This is a genomic window from Geodermatophilus sp. SYSU D00703 (genome assembly GCF_054050155.1).
In genome coordinates this window covers 1-14169 of the sequence record NZ_JBJGYU010000045.1, presented here as the reverse complement: position 1 = coordinate 14169, position 14169 = coordinate 1, and the positions used below count along the sequence as shown (strand labels likewise).

Below are 14169 nucleotides of genomic sequence, written 5' to 3'. Positions count from 1 at the left end.
TACCGGCACCCGGCCGGCGCCTCCTGCTCAGTCCCACCCGGCGGGGTGACGGTGCACCCAGGGGCGCGCGGCCTCCAGGTGGGCGGACAGCGCGATGAGGGTGGCCTCGTCGGCGGGGCGGCCGACGAGCATGGTGCCGACCGGGTGTCCGGCGTCGGTCCAGTGCAGCGGCACGCTGACCGCCGGCTGTCCGGTGACGTTGAAGACGGCGGTGAACGCGGCGTAGCGCTTCTGCCGCTCGAAGTCGGCCGCGCCGTCCCCGTCGGCGTCGAACCAGCCCAGCGGGCGCGGCGTCATGGTCGTCACCGGCGCCACGAGAACGTCGAAGTGCCGGGTGGCGTCGATGAACCGGCGCGAGAACAGCCGGAGCGCGGTCAGCGCCTCCATCGCCGCCTGGGCCGAGAGCGCCAGGCCCCGGGAGCGCAGCTCGCGGGTGAGCGGTCGCAGCTCCCCCACCAGCGCGGGCGGGACCGGCAGCATCGTCGCCGACAGCGTCCAGGCCCGCTCGAAGGCCGCGAGCACGTCCGGGCCGAGCAGTCCGGGCGGGACGTCGTCCACCTCGTGGCCGAGGTCGGTCAGCAGCCCGGTGGCGTCCTCGAACGCGGCGGCGACCTCCGGCTCCAGCGGCGCGTCCGGCATCGGGGACTCCAGGAAGCGGCCGATGCGCAGCCGGCCCACCGGGCGGTCGGCGTAGCCGAGGAAGGTCTCGCCGGGCGGGGGCGGCGGCGCCCAGACCGCGTCCCCCAGCACCGGCCCGGCCATCACGTCGAGCATCGCGGCGGCATCGCGCACGCTGCGGGCGATCGGGCCGTTGGTGCCCAGCCCGGTGACGTCGGCCCCCAGTGGCGCGTTGCTGACCCGTCCACGGCTGGGCTTGATGCCGAACAGCCCGTTGATGCTCGCCGGGATGCGGATCGACCCCCCGCCGTCGCTGCCCTGCGCGAACGGCAGCATGCCGGCGGCCACCGCGACCGCCGCTCCCCCGCTGGACCCGCCGGCCAGCCGGGTGCGGTCCCACGGTGTGCGCGCGGGACCGGCGAGGGCGTTGTCGGTGTAGCAGGGGAAGCCGAACTCAGGCGTGTTCGTCTTGCCCACACTGATCGTCCCGGCCGCGGCCAGGGCGGCCACCACGTGGTCGTCGACGGAGGGCACGTTGTCGGCGAAGACCGTGCAGCCGTACGTCGTCCGGACCCCGGCGGTGTTGTTGAGGTCCTTGACCGCCGTCGGGACGCCGAGCAGCAGCGGCAGCTCCCCGCCGCGGGCCACCCGGTGCTCGGCCTTGCGGGCCGCGGCCAGCGCGCGCTCCGGGGTGACGGTGAGGAAGGCACCGAGCGCGGGATCGAGGTCCTCGACCCGGCGCAGCGCGTGCTCGACGAGCTCGACGGGGCTGACCTCCCGCGCGCGGACGGCGGCGGCCTGCTCGAGGGCGGTGAGGTCGTGCAGCTGGCTCACGGTGCGGGACGGTAGACCGGTAGACAGGACGGCGTGGACCTCTCCCGTGCGCACGCCGAGTCCCTCGACGCCGCCGACCCGCTGGCCGGCTTCCGGAGCCGCTTCGCCGGTGCCGGCGAGGACGGCCTGTTGTACCTGGACGGCAACTCGCTGGGCCGGATGCCGCGGGAGACGCCCGCGGCCCTGGCCCGCGTGGTCGAGGAGGAGTGGGCCCGGGGGCTGGTCGGCTCGTGGTCGTCGTGGATCGACGCGGCCACCCGCATCGGCGACCTGCTGGCCGACGGAGTGCTCGGCGCGCGGCCCGGCGAGGTCCTCGTCAGCGACTCGACGTCGGTGGACCTCTACAAGCTCCTGGTCGCCGGCGCCGACGCGCGGCCCGGCCGGGACGTGCTGGTCTGCTGCGCCGACGACTTCCCGACCGACCGCTACATCGTGGCCGGCGTGGCCGAGGCGCGCGGCATGACGGTGCGGGAGGTCGCGGCCGACGTCGACGAGGGGCTGGACCCGGCGGTGCTCGGCGCGGCCCTCGACGAGCGGGTGGCCGTCGTCGTCCTGTCGGCGGTCGCCTACCGGTCCGGGGCGCGGGCCGACGTCGCCGCCGTCACGAGCGCCGCGCGGGAGGTGGGTGCGCTGGTGCTCTGGGACCTCTCGCACGCGGCCGGCTCCGTCGAGGTGGACCTCGCCGCCGCCGGCGCCGACCTCGCCGTGGGCTGCACGTACAAGTACCTCAACGGCGGGCCCGGTGCGCCGGCCTTCCTCTACGTGCGCCGCGAGCTGCAGGAGCAGCTGCGCCAGCCGATCTGGGGCTGGTTCGGGCAGCGGGACCAGTTCGCGATGGGCCCGGCCTACGACCCGGTGCCGGGCATCGAGCGGTTCGGCGTCGGGACGCCGCCGGTGGTCGGGATGGCCGCCGTGGAGGTCGGCGCCCGGCTGGTCGCCGAGGCCGGGGTCGACCGGCTGGCGGCCAAGGGGCGTGCGCAGGGCGAGCTGGTCGTCGCCCTGGCCGACGCGTGGCTGGCCGGCCACGGCGTCGAGCTGGCCTCCCCGCGGGACCCGGCGCGGCGCGGCTCGCACGTCACCCTCGCCCACCCGGAGGCGTGGCAGCTCACCCAGGCGCTGGTCGACCGCGGCGTGGTGCCCGACTTCCGGACGCCGGACCGCGTGCGGCTGGGCCTCGCGCCGCTCTACACCCGCTTCGTCGACGTGTGGGACGCGATGGACTGTCTCCGCGAGATCGTGGCGACCGGCGCCCACGAGGCCTTCCCGGTGGAGCGCTCCCGCGTCACCTGACGGCCCTCGTGCAGGATCCCGCCGCGAGCCTGCGAGCGGTGGGGGGCACGGGGGTCCTGCCCTACTCCGGGTCGGGGACGCCGATCGGGTTGCGGTCGGGCCACAGCCCCGCGGCGAGGACGGCGCGGCGCACCGGCACCAGCAGCCCGGCCAGCCGGTCGCAGCCGACGTCCCCCAGCTCCTGCCACGGACCCAGCGCCAGCCGGTCGGTGTCGGCCTCGACCGCGGCGACGATGGCGGCGCCCTCCGCGGTGAGCTCCTCCCCGGCGAGCCACCCGCGACCGGCGAGGTCCTCGACGGCGGCGTCCCACGCGGCGGCGTCCCACCCGCGGGCGCGCAGCAGCCACTCCTTCTCGGTCCGGCCCGCGGCGGCGGCCAGGACGTGGGCGCCCACGCCGCTGATCCCGCGCTGCAGCAGGGCGGCGTTGTGCCCGTCGCCCCGGTGCTCCCGCAGCGTGGTGGCGGACTGCCACAGCGCCAGGTGCGCCCCCTCGGGCACCGGCAGGCCCGCGTTGGCCGCGGCCAGCGGCCGCCCGGGCAGGTCCACCGCCGCGGCGGCGACCCCCGCCAGTTCGGCCGCCTCGGCCGCGGCGGCCGGCCAGTCCTCGCCCAGCACCCGCCGGACGGCGGCGTCCACCCCGGCCAGCCGGACGGTGAGCGCCTGCCCCGGCGTCACCGCCTGCCACACCGCCGGCACCCGGCGGGCGACGAACGCCGGCGCGAAGTTGTAGAAGGTCGCCGTCACGACCTCGGGGCCGACCGGGCCCATCGGCGCGGCGCGCATGGCGAAGTACGCGGACCAGAAGCCGGGGAGGCCGGCGGCCTCCGCGGCCGACCGGCACTCGTCGGCGAAGTAGGTGAGCGCGTGGAAGGGCTCCGCCAGCGCCCACAGCCGCCGGGCAGTCGCGGGTGATGTCACATCGGCTCCGGGCACACGTCTCGGACCGGCCCCCTGCAGGGGCCCGCCGCGAGCCTGCGAGTGGCGGGGGGCAGGGGGTGCTCTGTCACGCGCTCACGCTCTCCGGCATGCCCAACCACTCCCGCCAGCGAGGGTCGACGGTGCGGGCGCCGAGCAGCCGCCAGGCGGCTCCGCTCGGGGTCCGCGGCGGGTGCGGCAGCTTCCAGCCCAGCTCGGCCAGCGACCGGTCGGCCTTGGTGTGGTTGCACCGCCGGCAGGCCGCGACCACGTTGTCCCAGGTGTGGGTGCCGCCGCGACTGCGGGGGACGACGTGGTCGATGCTCGTCGCCGACCCGCCGCAGTAGACGCAGGACGAGCCGTCCCGGGCGAAGACCGCCCGCCGCGACAGGGGCACCTGCGCCGGGTAGGGGACGCGCACGTACCGGGTCAGCCGCACCACGACCGGCACCGGCAGGGTGACCGTCTCGGAGTGGACCTCCTCCGGCGCGCTGTCCACCGACACCGCCTTCTCGGCGAGCACGAGCACGATGGCGCGGCGGCTGGACACCACGCACAGCGGCTCGTAGGTGGCGTTGAGCAGCAGGGTCGCCGCCGTCGTGGCCCGCGGGGAGGCAGGCGCCAGTGGATGGTGGGATGGGTCGTGCCGCTGACCTGGATGGCCGGCGGGCGACCCCGTTGCGTGACGCGGCACGAGGCACCTCCGGGCGCCCTCGGACCGCGCGCCGGGTGCAGTGCGACCCGTGGGCGCCCCCATTCTGACCTGCGACGCCGCATCCGCGCTGCCGGGAGCCGCCGGACGCCTCGTTACCGTGACCCGGGTGCGCTATCCCAACGCCCCTCGGCTCGACCTCGTCGAGCACCTCCACGGCCACGCCGTCACCGATCCCTACCGCTGGCTGGAGGACCCCGCCGACCCCCGCACGGTCGCCTGGACCCAGGCCCAGGACGCCCTGACCGCCGAGGCGCTGGCCGCCCTGCCGCTGCGCGACCGGTTCGCCGCCCGGCTCGAGGAGCTGGTGCACGCCGGCGCGGTCGGCGTCCCCGTCTGGCGGTCCGGCCGCGCCTTCTCCACCCGACGCGACCCCGGGCAGGAGCACGCCGTCCTCCGCGTGCGCGAGCCCGGCGGCGACTGGCGGGTCCTCGTCGACCCGATGGCGATCGACCCCGCGGGCACCACCACGCTCGACGCGTGGTCGCCGTCCTGGGAGGGCGACCGGCTGGCCTACCAGCTGTCCACCGGCGGCGACGAGGAGTCGCGGCTGTACGTCCTCGACGTGGCCACCGGTGAGCAGCTCGACGGACCGATCGACCGCTGCCGCTACTCCCCCGTCGCCTGGCTGCCCGGCGGCGAGGAGCTGTTCCACGTCCGCCGGTTGGCCCCCGAGCTCGTCCCCGCGGGTGAGGAGCAGTTCCACCGGCGGGTGTGGCGGCACCGGGTCGGCGCCGACCCGGACGACGACGCCCTGGTGCACGGCGAGGGCAGCGACCCCTCGACCTACTTCGGCGCCCGCACCAGCCGCGACGGCCGCTGGCTGGTGGTCTCCGCGTCCGTCGGCACCGCCCCGCGGGACGACGTCTGGCTGGCCGACCTGGCCGGGGACGGCGTCCTGCGCGAGTTGCAGGTGGGGGTCGACGCGCAGACCGCCGCGTGGGTGGCCCGCGACGGTCGGCTGTGGCTGATGAGCGACCGCGGCACGCCCCGCTGGCGGCTGGCGGTCGCCGACCCGGCCGACCCCGGCACCTGGGCGCCGGACGCGTGGCGGGACGTCGTCCCCCAGCAGCAGGACGGCGTGCTCACCGACGTCGCCCTCGTCGACGGGGCGGACGGCGGCCTGCAGGTCCTCGCCGTCCACTCGGTGGACGCCACCGACCGGCTGTCGCTGTGGGCCGGCGACGGCTCCGGGCGCATCGCGGAGGTCCCCCGGCCCGGCGCGGGCAGCGTCTCCGGGGTCAGCGCCCCGCCCGAGGGCGGGACGACGGCCTGGATCGGCTACACCGACCACGCCACCCCGCCGTCGGTGTACCGGTGGGACAGCGCCGCCCCGGCGCAGCTGGCCGGCTGGGAGCGGGCGCCGGTGGCCGGCGAGGTGCCCGAGGTGCACGTCGTCGAGGCCCACGCGACGTCGGCCGACGGGACGCCGGTGCACCTGTTCGTGCTGACCCCGACCGGCCGGCCGGACACCCCGCGCCCGACGGTCCTCTACGGCTACGGCGGCTTCAACGTCGCCCTCACCCCGGCCTACTCGGCGCAGGCGCTGGCCTGGGTGGCCGCGGGCGGCGTGTGGGCGGTGGCCAACCTGCGGGGCGGCTCCGAGCACGGCGAGGAGTGGCACCGCGCGGGGATGCGCGAGCGCAAGCAGAACGTGTTCGACGACTTCGCCGCGGCCGGCGAGCACCTGGTGGCCGAGGGTTGGACGACGCACCGGCAGCTGGCGGTCATGGGCGGCTCCAACGGCGGCCTGCTGGTCGGGGCCACCCTGACCCAGCGGCCCGATCTCGCCGCCGCCGTCGTCTGCAGCGCGCCGCTGCTGGACATGGTCCGCTACGAGCGCTTCGGCCTGGGCCGGACCTGGAACGACGAGTACGGCACCGCCGAGGACCCGACGGAGCTGGGCTGGCTTCTCGGCTACTCCCCGTACCACCGGGTCGTCGAGGGCACCGCCTACCCGGCGGTGCTGTTCACGACGTTCGAGTCCGACACCCGGGTCGACCCGCTGCACGCCCGCAAGCTGGCCGCGGCCCTCCAGCACGCCACCGGCTCGGCCGCGCCGGTGCTGCTGCGCCGCGAGACCGAGGTCGGCCACGGGGCGCGCGCGGTCAGCCGCACCGTCGGGCTGGCCGCCGACCAGCTGGCGTTCCTCGCCGCGCACACCGGACTCGGGGGCTGAACGACGGCGGGCCCCGTCCCCTCTGGAGCGGAGGGGACGGGGCCCGTCGTCAGCCCCCTGCAGGGTCCCGCCGCGAGCTCGCGAGTGGCGGGGGCAGGGGGTCGCGCCTCGGCCCCTGGCCCCCTGCAGGGTCCCGCCGAGAGCTCGCGAGTGGCGGGGGGTAGGGGGTCCTTTCAGTCCTGCTCGAAGTAGAGCTGGCTCAGGTCGACGTCACCCTCGATGATCCCGTCCTGCTCACCGAGCTCGAGCAGCCGCTCCACCGACTCGCGGTTGATCTCGGTCTGGAACGTGGGCAGGGTCAGCTGCTGGGCGATCTCGGGGCTGATCTGGGTGTAGCTGCCCAGCACCTCGCGCACCTGGTCGGGGTTGGCCTGGGCGTACTCCTGCGCCTCGACCATCGCGTCGGTGAACTGCTGCACGACCTCGGGGTTCTCCGCCGCGTACTGGTCGGAGGTGAAGTAGCCGGCCACGGTCAGGTCGTCGTCGGTCTCGGTGTAGGGCGCCGACACCCGGCGCAGACCCTGGCTCTCCCCGACGGTGGCCGACGGCTCGACCGCGAAGGCCGCGTCCACCTGACCGGTGCTCACGGCGGCGGGCATGTCCGGGAAGGGGATCTCGACGAACTCGATGGTCGAGGGGTCGCCGCCGGCGAGGCGGACGCTCTCCCGGACGACGGTGTCGCTGATGTTGTTGATCGAGTTGATCGCCACCCGCTTGCCGGCGAGGTCGGCCGCCGTCTGGATCGGGCTGTCGGCCGGGACGACGACGGCGGCGAAGTCGTCCTCGGTGTTGCCGGTGGCACCCGGGCCGGGAGCTACCAGAGCCAGCGGGACACCCCGTCCGGTGGCCTGCAGCAGGCTGGTGATGTTGGAGAAGCCGAACTGGGCCTCGCCGTTGACGACGGCGGGCACGATCGCCGCGCCGCCCTGGGCGAGGAACGGCTCGACCTCCAGGTCGTGCTTCTCGAAGATGCCCTGCTCGATGCCGAGGTAGAGCGGGGCGACGTCGACGATCGGGATCGCGCCGACCCGGATCTGGGTCGGACCGGACTCGCCGCCACCGGAACCGCCGGACTCCTCGTCCCCGCCCCCGCAGGCGGCGAGCACCACGGTGCTCGCCAGGGCGAGGGCCATCCACGTACGACGCACAAGTCCTCCACGGTGTTTCGTCGCCGGGCACGTGACGGACACGTCCCCGACGCATGGTCGGCGGCGATCGTCAGATCGGCGTCGAGGCCGCGTCAACACGGCCGCCGGAACCGCTACCGAATCGTGGCCGGACGCTCGGATCCACCGAGGTGGTCCCACTCGGGGCCCGAACCTGAGAGTATTCCCCGTGATGACTGCATCACCCTCCGTGCTCGCCGCTGCCGACGACAGCCTGTCCGTCCCGGACTGCGCCGACTACTGGCTCTGCCAGGAGGTCTACGACTGGTTCGGGATGGACTGGCTGGCCGAGAACGCCCAGGCGCTGATCGCCAAGCCGGCCAAGATCCTGCTGATCGTCGTCCTGGCGGTGGTCGTGCGGGCGCTGGCGCACCGCGCCATCCGGCGGCTCACCGACTCCACCGCCGGCGGCGCCGTGCCGGCGATCCTGCGGGCCCGCCGGGTCCGCACCTCCGCGCTGGGGGACGCCGGCGAGGCGGTCGCGGCCCGCCGCACCCAGCGCGCCGAGGCGATCGGCTCGGTGCTGCGCAGCTCCTCCTCGATCGTCGTGCTGGGCATCGCCGTGGTGCTCGTCCTCGGCGAGCTGGGGATCAACCTGGCGCCGATCCTGGCCAGCGCCGGCGTGGTGGGCGTGGCCCTCGGCTTCGGCGCGCAGAACCTGGTGAAGGACTTCATCGCCGGGATCGGCATCATCCTCGAGGACCAGTACGGAGTCGGGGACGTCGTCGACCTCGGGGAGGTCAACGGCACCGTGGAGGCCGTGGGGCTGCGCATCACGCGGCTGCGCGACGTCAACGGGGTCGTCTGGTACGCCCACAACGGCGAGATCCTCCGAGTGGGCAACAAGAGCCAGGGCTTCGCCCAGGTGGTCATCGACATGCCCGTTGCGCACGGCACCGACCTGGAGCGCTGCCGCACCGTCATGCAGGAGGTGGCCGACGAGATGTACGGGGAGCAGGAGTGGGCCGCGGTGCTGCTGGCCGCCCCGGAGTCCCTCGGCGCCGAGCAGATCACCGCAGAGGGCGTCGTCATGCGGCTGCAGGTGCGCAGCACCAGCGCCGACCAGTGGCGGGTCGGCCGCGAGCTGCGGATGCGGCTCCAGGAGCGGTTCGTCGTCGAGGGGATCAAGACCCCGCTGCCGCTGCTGGGTGCCGTGTCCGGCGCCGGGGCAGGAGCACCATGAGCGGGGGTGCGCCGGCGGGCCAGGGCCCGGCCGCTGCCACGCGAGCCCGGCCGGCGACGTTCCGCGAGGTCTTCGCCGTGCGGGAGTTCAGGCCGCTGTTCGGCAGCTACCTGCTGTCGACGATCGGTGACGAACTGGCCCGCGTCGCGTTGACCGTCCTGGTCTACCAGCGCACCTCCTCCCCCCTGCTGTCGGCGATCACCTTCGGGATCAGCTACCTCCCGTGGCTGATCGGCGGCCCGCTGCTGTCCACCCTCGCCGACCGGTTCCCCCGGCACCGGGTCCTCATCGCGACCGACGTCGCCCGCGCCGTGCTGGTCGCGGGCATGGCCATCCCGGGGACGCCGCTGCCGGTGCTGCTCGGGCTCCTGCTCCTGGTGGCCCTCGGGTCGCCGCCGTTCGAGTCGGCCCGCTCCGCGCTCATGGCCGACGTCCTGGACGGCGACAGGTACGCCGTGGCGACGTCCCTGACCAACGTCGTCGGGCAGGTGGCCCAGGTCGTCGGTTTCGTGCTCGCCGGCGCACTGGTGGCCACGCTGTCCCCGTCGGTGGTGCTGCTGCTCGACGCCGCCACCTTCGTCGTCTCCGCGCTGTGGCTGTGGGCGCGGCTGGAGCGCCGTCCGGCCCCGGACGACGGCGGGGACGCCGACCGCCCGCGCTCGGTCTGGCGGGACGCCGCCGCGGGGCTGCGGCTGATCGGCCGGACGCCGCGGCTGCGCGCCATCATCGTGCTGACCTGGGTCGGCACCCTGTTCGGCAACGCGGCGGAGGGGGTGGCCACGCCGCTGGTCGACCAGCTGGGCGAGGGCGCCACGCAGGTCGGCATCCTGCTGGCGGCCAACCCACTGGGCGCCACCGTCGGCGGGCTGCTCATCGCCCGCGCCGTCACCCAGGAGCGGCGGGAGCGGCTGGTCGTGGGGTTGGTCGTGCTGTCGCTGGTACCGATCCTGCTGGCCGGGCTGGTGGCGGTGTGGGCCGGCCCGGGACGCGGCGCCTACGCCGTGGTCGTCGCCCTGATGTTCGTGGCCGGCCTGGGTGCCGCCTGGCAGCTCCCGCTCAACGTCGCCTTCGTCCAGGCGGTGCCGCAGGCCTACCGCGGGCGGGCCTTCGGCGTCGCGGTCAGCGGGCTGTACGGCGTCCAGGGGCTCGGGGTGCTCGTCGCCGGCCTCGCCGCCGAGGGCGTGTCCGCGGGCGCGGTGGTGGCGCTCGTCGGCGGCGTGGGGCTGCTGGCCGTCGTCCAGCCGCTGGTGGCCTACGGACGTACCCAGGGTCACGTGGCAGCGGCCGCCGCGGCTGCGGGACCATCGACGGCATGAGCCGATCCCTGCCCTCGGCGCGGACCTTCTACCAGGAGGTCGGCGGCGCGCCGACCTTCGAACGGCTCGTGGCCCGCTTCTACGCCGGCGTCCGCACCGACCCCGTGCTGGCGCCGCTGTACCCCCAGGACGACTGGGCGGGCGCCGAGGCCCGCCTGCGTGGCTTCCTCGAGCAGTACTGGGGCGGCCCCACCACCTACTCCGAGCAGCGCGGGCACCCGCGGCTGCGCATGCGGCACGCGCCGTTCGCCATCGGCCCGGCCGAGCGCGACGCATGGCTGGCCCACATGCGCGACGCCGTCGACTCCCTGGAGCTCTCCCCCGAGCAGGACGCCACGCTCTGGGGTTACCTGGAGATGGCCGCCCGCAGCATGCAGAACCGCTGGCCCGACGACGTGCCCGGCGACCTCTCCATCGTCTGAAGAAGGACCTCCCCGCAGGGAGGCCGCCCGTCCCTCCCGCGACGGGGCCGCACGCCCGTACGACTCCTGAGGAGCCCGGTGAGCCCTGCCCGCCCGTTCCGCCGTGCCGACGCCGACTGGTGGCGGGACGCCGTCTTCTACCAGGTCTACATCCGCAGCTTCGCCGACGGGAACGGCGACGGCGTCGGTGACCTCGCCGGCATCCGCTCCCGGCTGCCGCACCTGGTCGAGCTCGGCGTCGACGCGCTGTGGATCACGCCGTTCTACCCCTCCCCCATGGCCGACCACGGCTACGACGTCGCCGACCCGCGCGACGTCGAGCCGGCCTTCGGCGACCTCGCCGAGTTCGACGCCCTGCTGGCCGATGCGCACGCCGCGGGCATCCGGGTGACCATCGACCTGGTCCCCAACCACAGCTCGCACCAGCACGCGTGGTTCGAGGCCGCGCTGGCCGCCGCCCCCGGCTCGCCGGAGCGGGCGCGGTACGTCTTCCGCGACGGCCGCGGCCCGGACGGCAGCGAGCCGCCCAACAACTGGCCGTCGGTCTTCGGCGGGCCGGCGTGGACGCGGGTCCCCGACGGCCAGTGGTACCTCCACCTGTTCGCGCCCGAGCAGCCGGACCTGGACTTCACCGACCCGGAGGTCCTCGCCGACCTCGAGACGACGATGCGCTTCTGGCTCGACCGGGGCGTCGACGGCTTCCGCATCGACGTCGCCCACGGCATGGCCAAGCCCGCGGGCCTGCCCGACATGCAGCCGATGGAGGACACCGGCCTGCTCGACGACCACGGTCCCGGCGACCACCGGTTCGACGACGACGGCGTGCACGACGTGCACCGGCGGATCCGGGTGGTGCTCGACCAGTACCCCGGCGCCATGGCCGTGGGTGAGGTCTGGGTCTCCGACGACGACCGGCTGGCGCAGTACCTGCGCCCCGACGAGCTGCAGCTGGCGTTCAACTTCAAGCTGCTGACGGCCGACTGGACCGCCGGGGAGCTCCGGGACGCCGTCGTGCACTCGCTGGCCACGGTGGAGGGCACCCCGGCACCGGCGTGCTGGGTGCTGTCCAACCACGACCGCCCGCGGCACGTCACGCGCTACGGCGGCGGCGAGCTCGGCACCCGCCGGGCCCGGGCCGCGGCCCTGCTGCAGCTGGCCCTGCCGGGCGCGGCCTACCTGTACAACGGCGACGAGCTCGGCATGCCCGACGTCGACCTGCCCGACGACGCGCTGCAGGACCCGATCTGGGAGCGCTCCGGCCACACCGAGCGGGGCCGCGACGCCTGCCGCATCCCCGTGCCGTGGTCGGGCACCGAGCCGTCCTACGGGTTCTCCGCCCACCCGGACACCTGGCTGCCGATGCCCGAGGGCTGGGGCGCGCTGACCGCGCAGGCCCAGGCGGCCGACCCCGGTTCGGTGCTGTCGCTGTACCGATCGGCGCTCGCCCTGCGGCGGACCTCGCCGGCCTTCGGCGGGGAGTCGCTGGCGTGGCTGCCGGCGCGGGACGGCTGCCTGGCGTTCCGGCGTCCGGGCGGCCTGGTGTGCCTGCTCAACGTCTCCGGGGCCGGCGTCCCGCTGCCCGAGGGCGAGGTCCTGCTGGCCAGCGCCGACGTGTCCGACGGCGTCGTCCCGTCGGACACGGCGGTGTGGCTGCGGGCCTGAAGGAGGACCACCCTTCCCCCCGCACCTCGCAGGCTCAGGCGGAGGGTCCCTGGAGGGTGGCCGTTGCATCACCTCACCGGGCGCCGACCCCGTGCGCGGGTAGCATCGGACCCGTGACGAAGCGTCGCGGGGGCCGCTGACGCGACGACCGACCGACCCCGTGGTCGGGGACCATGCCGGGGGAGGCCGCCCGCCCATGTCGCTGCTGGAAGTCCAGCGCCTCACCAAGTCCTTCGGGGGCCGGCGGGTCCTGGGGAACGTCTCCTTCAGCATCGCCGAGGGCGAGATCGTGGGGCTCGTCGGCACCAACGGGGCGGGCAAGTCGACGCTCGGCGACATCATCGCCGGGATCACCGCGGCCGACGCCGGGAGGATGACGCTGCAGGGCCAGCCCTACGCCCCCCTGTCGGCGGACGACGCCCGGCACGTCGGCGTCGGCGTCGTCGAGCAGCTGGTCAGGATCGACCCCGGGCTCACCCTCGCCCAGGCCGTGTTCCGCGGCACGCCGCAGGCCGGGCGCCCGCAGGCGGAGCTGCGCGAGCCGGCACGGGTCCTGCTCACCGAGGTCGACCTCGACGCCGACCCGGACACCCTCGTCGGGGACCTGCCGCACTTCGTGCACCCGCTCGTGGAGACCGCCCGCGTGCTGGCCGAGGACACCCGGCTGGTCGTGCTCGACGAGGTGTCGGCGGTCCTGCTGCCCTCGGAGGTCACCCGGCTGCACGCCGTCGCCGGCCAGCTGAGTCGGCAGGGGCGGGGCGTGCTGTACATCAGCCACCGGTTGCCCGAGATGCTCGAGGTGGTCGACCGGGTGCTGGTGCTGCGGGAGGGCCGGATCGCCCTCGACTGCCCGAGCGCGTCCCTGGACCCGGTCCGGCTGGCCGCGGAGACGGTGGGCGGACCGGTGAAGCTGCCGGTGCGCCGGGAGCCGACGGTCCCCCAGCCGTCCCCGCCGGACGAGGCGCCGGTCCCCGCACCGGCCCGGCCGGCCCCCTCCGGGGAGGTGGCCCTGCGGGTCCGCAACCTGCGGGTGCCCGGCCGGGTGGCGGGCGTCGACCTCCTGCTGCGCCGCGGCGAGGTGGTCGGGCTGACCGGGCACCGCACCTCCGGCGTCCGCGAGATCGCCGAGGCCCTGACGGGTGAGCTGCCCGCGCTCAGCGACGAGGCGGTGCTGCACGGCGAGCCGCGCTCGCTTGACCCCTCGGCCGACGACGCCGCCCTGCGGCTGCCCGCCTACCGGCCCGACGACGACGCCTACGGGGTGGACCCCGGCGAGACGATCGCCCGCACCCTCACCCAGGAGGCCTGGGGCTCGCTCACCGACCTGCGCAAGGAGATCGCCACGTTGCGCAGCGTGATCGACACCGTCCACAAGCTCGACGTCAAGACGCTGAGCATCCGCACCATGTTCGGCGCCCTGTCCGGCGGCGACCAGCACAAGCTGGCACTGGCCCGGTGGATGGCCTCGGCACGGGACGTCGTTGTGCTGCACGAGCCCACCCGCGGCCTCGACGTCCGGGCCCGCCAGCAGGTGCGCCAGCTGCTCGACGACGCGACCGCGCACGGCACCTCGGTCGTCGTCGTCTCGGTGGACCCCGATGAGCTGGCCGACTTCTGCGACCGCGTCGGCATCGTGGCCGACGGCCGCGTCGCCCGCTGGATCGACACCGGCGAGCTCGCCGTCGAGGCGGTGCGGGAGCGGATCGTGGAGGCGGCCACCGCCGTCGCCTGAAGGAGGCCCCCGTCCTCCTCACCGTGACAGGGCCCCCTCGCGCGATGGGACCCTGCGCGGGGCCGCGGCGAGCCTCCGGACGGGGCCGGCGGGGGGGGGGGGGGGGGGGGGGGGGGGGGGGGGGGGGGGGGGGGGGGGG

Annotated in this window: 11 protein-coding genes; 7 read left to right on the top strand and 4 right to left on the bottom strand. The window is 75.5% G+C overall.

Annotated elements, in window-relative coordinates:
* Nucleotides 1-27: 27 nt before the first annotated feature.
* A complete protein-coding gene (locus tag ACI782_RS24180) occupies nucleotides 28-1452 on the bottom strand; it encodes an amidase (RefSeq protein ID WP_456912660.1) in 1425 nt (474 codons plus the stop codon).
* 33 nt (nucleotides 1453-1485) lie between these two features.
* Here ACI782_RS24180 and kynU point away from each other — a divergent pair, with 33 nt between their 5' ends.
* Nucleotides 1486-2742: a kynureninase gene (kynU, locus tag ACI782_RS24175; RefSeq protein WP_456912659.1), complete on the top strand. Its 1257-nt coding sequence runs from the start codon at nucleotides 1486-1488 to the stop codon at nucleotides 2740-2742.
* Between the two features lie 61 nt (nucleotides 2743-2803).
* Here the strand turns inward: kynU and ACI782_RS24170 are convergent, their stop codons facing one another.
* On the bottom strand, nucleotides 2804-3661 hold the full coding sequence (locus ACI782_RS24170) for an SCO6745 family protein (RefSeq protein ID WP_456912658.1): 858 nt from the start codon (nucleotides 3659-3661) through the stop codon (nucleotides 2804-2806).
* Nucleotides 3662-3746: 85 nt separating this feature from the next.
* The gene (locus ACI782_RS24165; protein ID WP_456912657.1) at nucleotides 3747-4352 is read right to left on the bottom strand and encodes an HNH endonuclease; all 606 of its coding nucleotides are present in this window, start codon (nucleotides 4350-4352) and stop codon (nucleotides 3747-3749) included.
* A 127-nt stretch (nucleotides 4353-4479) separates the two neighbouring features.
* On the opposite strand from ACI782_RS24165, the gene ACI782_RS24160 reads away from it, so the two are divergent.
* The gene (locus ACI782_RS24160; protein ID WP_456912656.1) at nucleotides 4480-6549 is read left to right on the top strand and encodes a prolyl oligopeptidase family serine peptidase; all 2070 of its coding nucleotides are present in this window, start codon (nucleotides 4480-4482) and stop codon (nucleotides 6547-6549) included.
* 173 nt (nucleotides 6550-6722) lie between these two features.
* On the opposite strand, the gene ACI782_RS24155 is transcribed toward ACI782_RS24160, so the two are convergent.
* Entirely contained in the window at nucleotides 6723-7682 is a 960-nt protein-coding gene (locus ACI782_RS24155; RefSeq protein WP_456912655.1) for an ABC transporter substrate-binding protein, read from the bottom strand.
* A gap of 205 nt (nucleotides 7683-7887) precedes the next feature.
* Between ACI782_RS24155 and ACI782_RS24150 the strand changes: the two genes are divergently transcribed.
* The 5 genes from ACI782_RS24150 to ACI782_RS24130 all read left to right on the top strand — a co-directional run bounded on the left by ACI782_RS24150 (nucleotide 7888) and on the right by ACI782_RS24130 (nucleotide 14030).
* The gene (locus tag ACI782_RS24150; protein WP_456912654.1) at nucleotides 7888-8898 is read left to right on the top strand and encodes a mechanosensitive ion channel family protein; all 1011 of its coding nucleotides are present in this window, start codon (nucleotides 7888-7890) and stop codon (nucleotides 8896-8898) included.
* A complete protein-coding gene (locus ACI782_RS24145) occupies nucleotides 8895-10214 on the top strand; it encodes an MFS transporter (RefSeq protein WP_456912653.1) in 1320 nt (439 codons plus the stop codon). Before ACI782_RS24150 ends, ACI782_RS24145 begins: the two co-directional genes overlap by 4 nt.
* Complete coding sequence (locus tag ACI782_RS24140; protein WP_456912652.1) at nucleotides 10211-10636, top strand: globin; 426 nt, start codon at nucleotides 10211-10213, stop codon at nucleotides 10634-10636. The genes ACI782_RS24145 and ACI782_RS24140 overlap by 4 nt, the downstream gene beginning before the upstream one ends.
* A 78-nt stretch (nucleotides 10637-10714) precedes the next feature.
* Nucleotides 10715-12298, top strand: a complete 1584-nt coding sequence (locus ACI782_RS24135; RefSeq protein WP_456912651.1) for a glycoside hydrolase family 13 protein — start codon at nucleotides 10715-10717, stop codon at nucleotides 12296-12298.
* A 196-nt stretch (nucleotides 12299-12494) separates the two neighbouring features.
* Entirely contained in the window at nucleotides 12495-14030 is a 1536-nt protein-coding gene (locus ACI782_RS24130; RefSeq protein ID WP_456912650.1) for an ATP-binding cassette domain-containing protein, read from the top strand.
* Nucleotides 14031-14169: the final 139 nt, after the last annotated feature.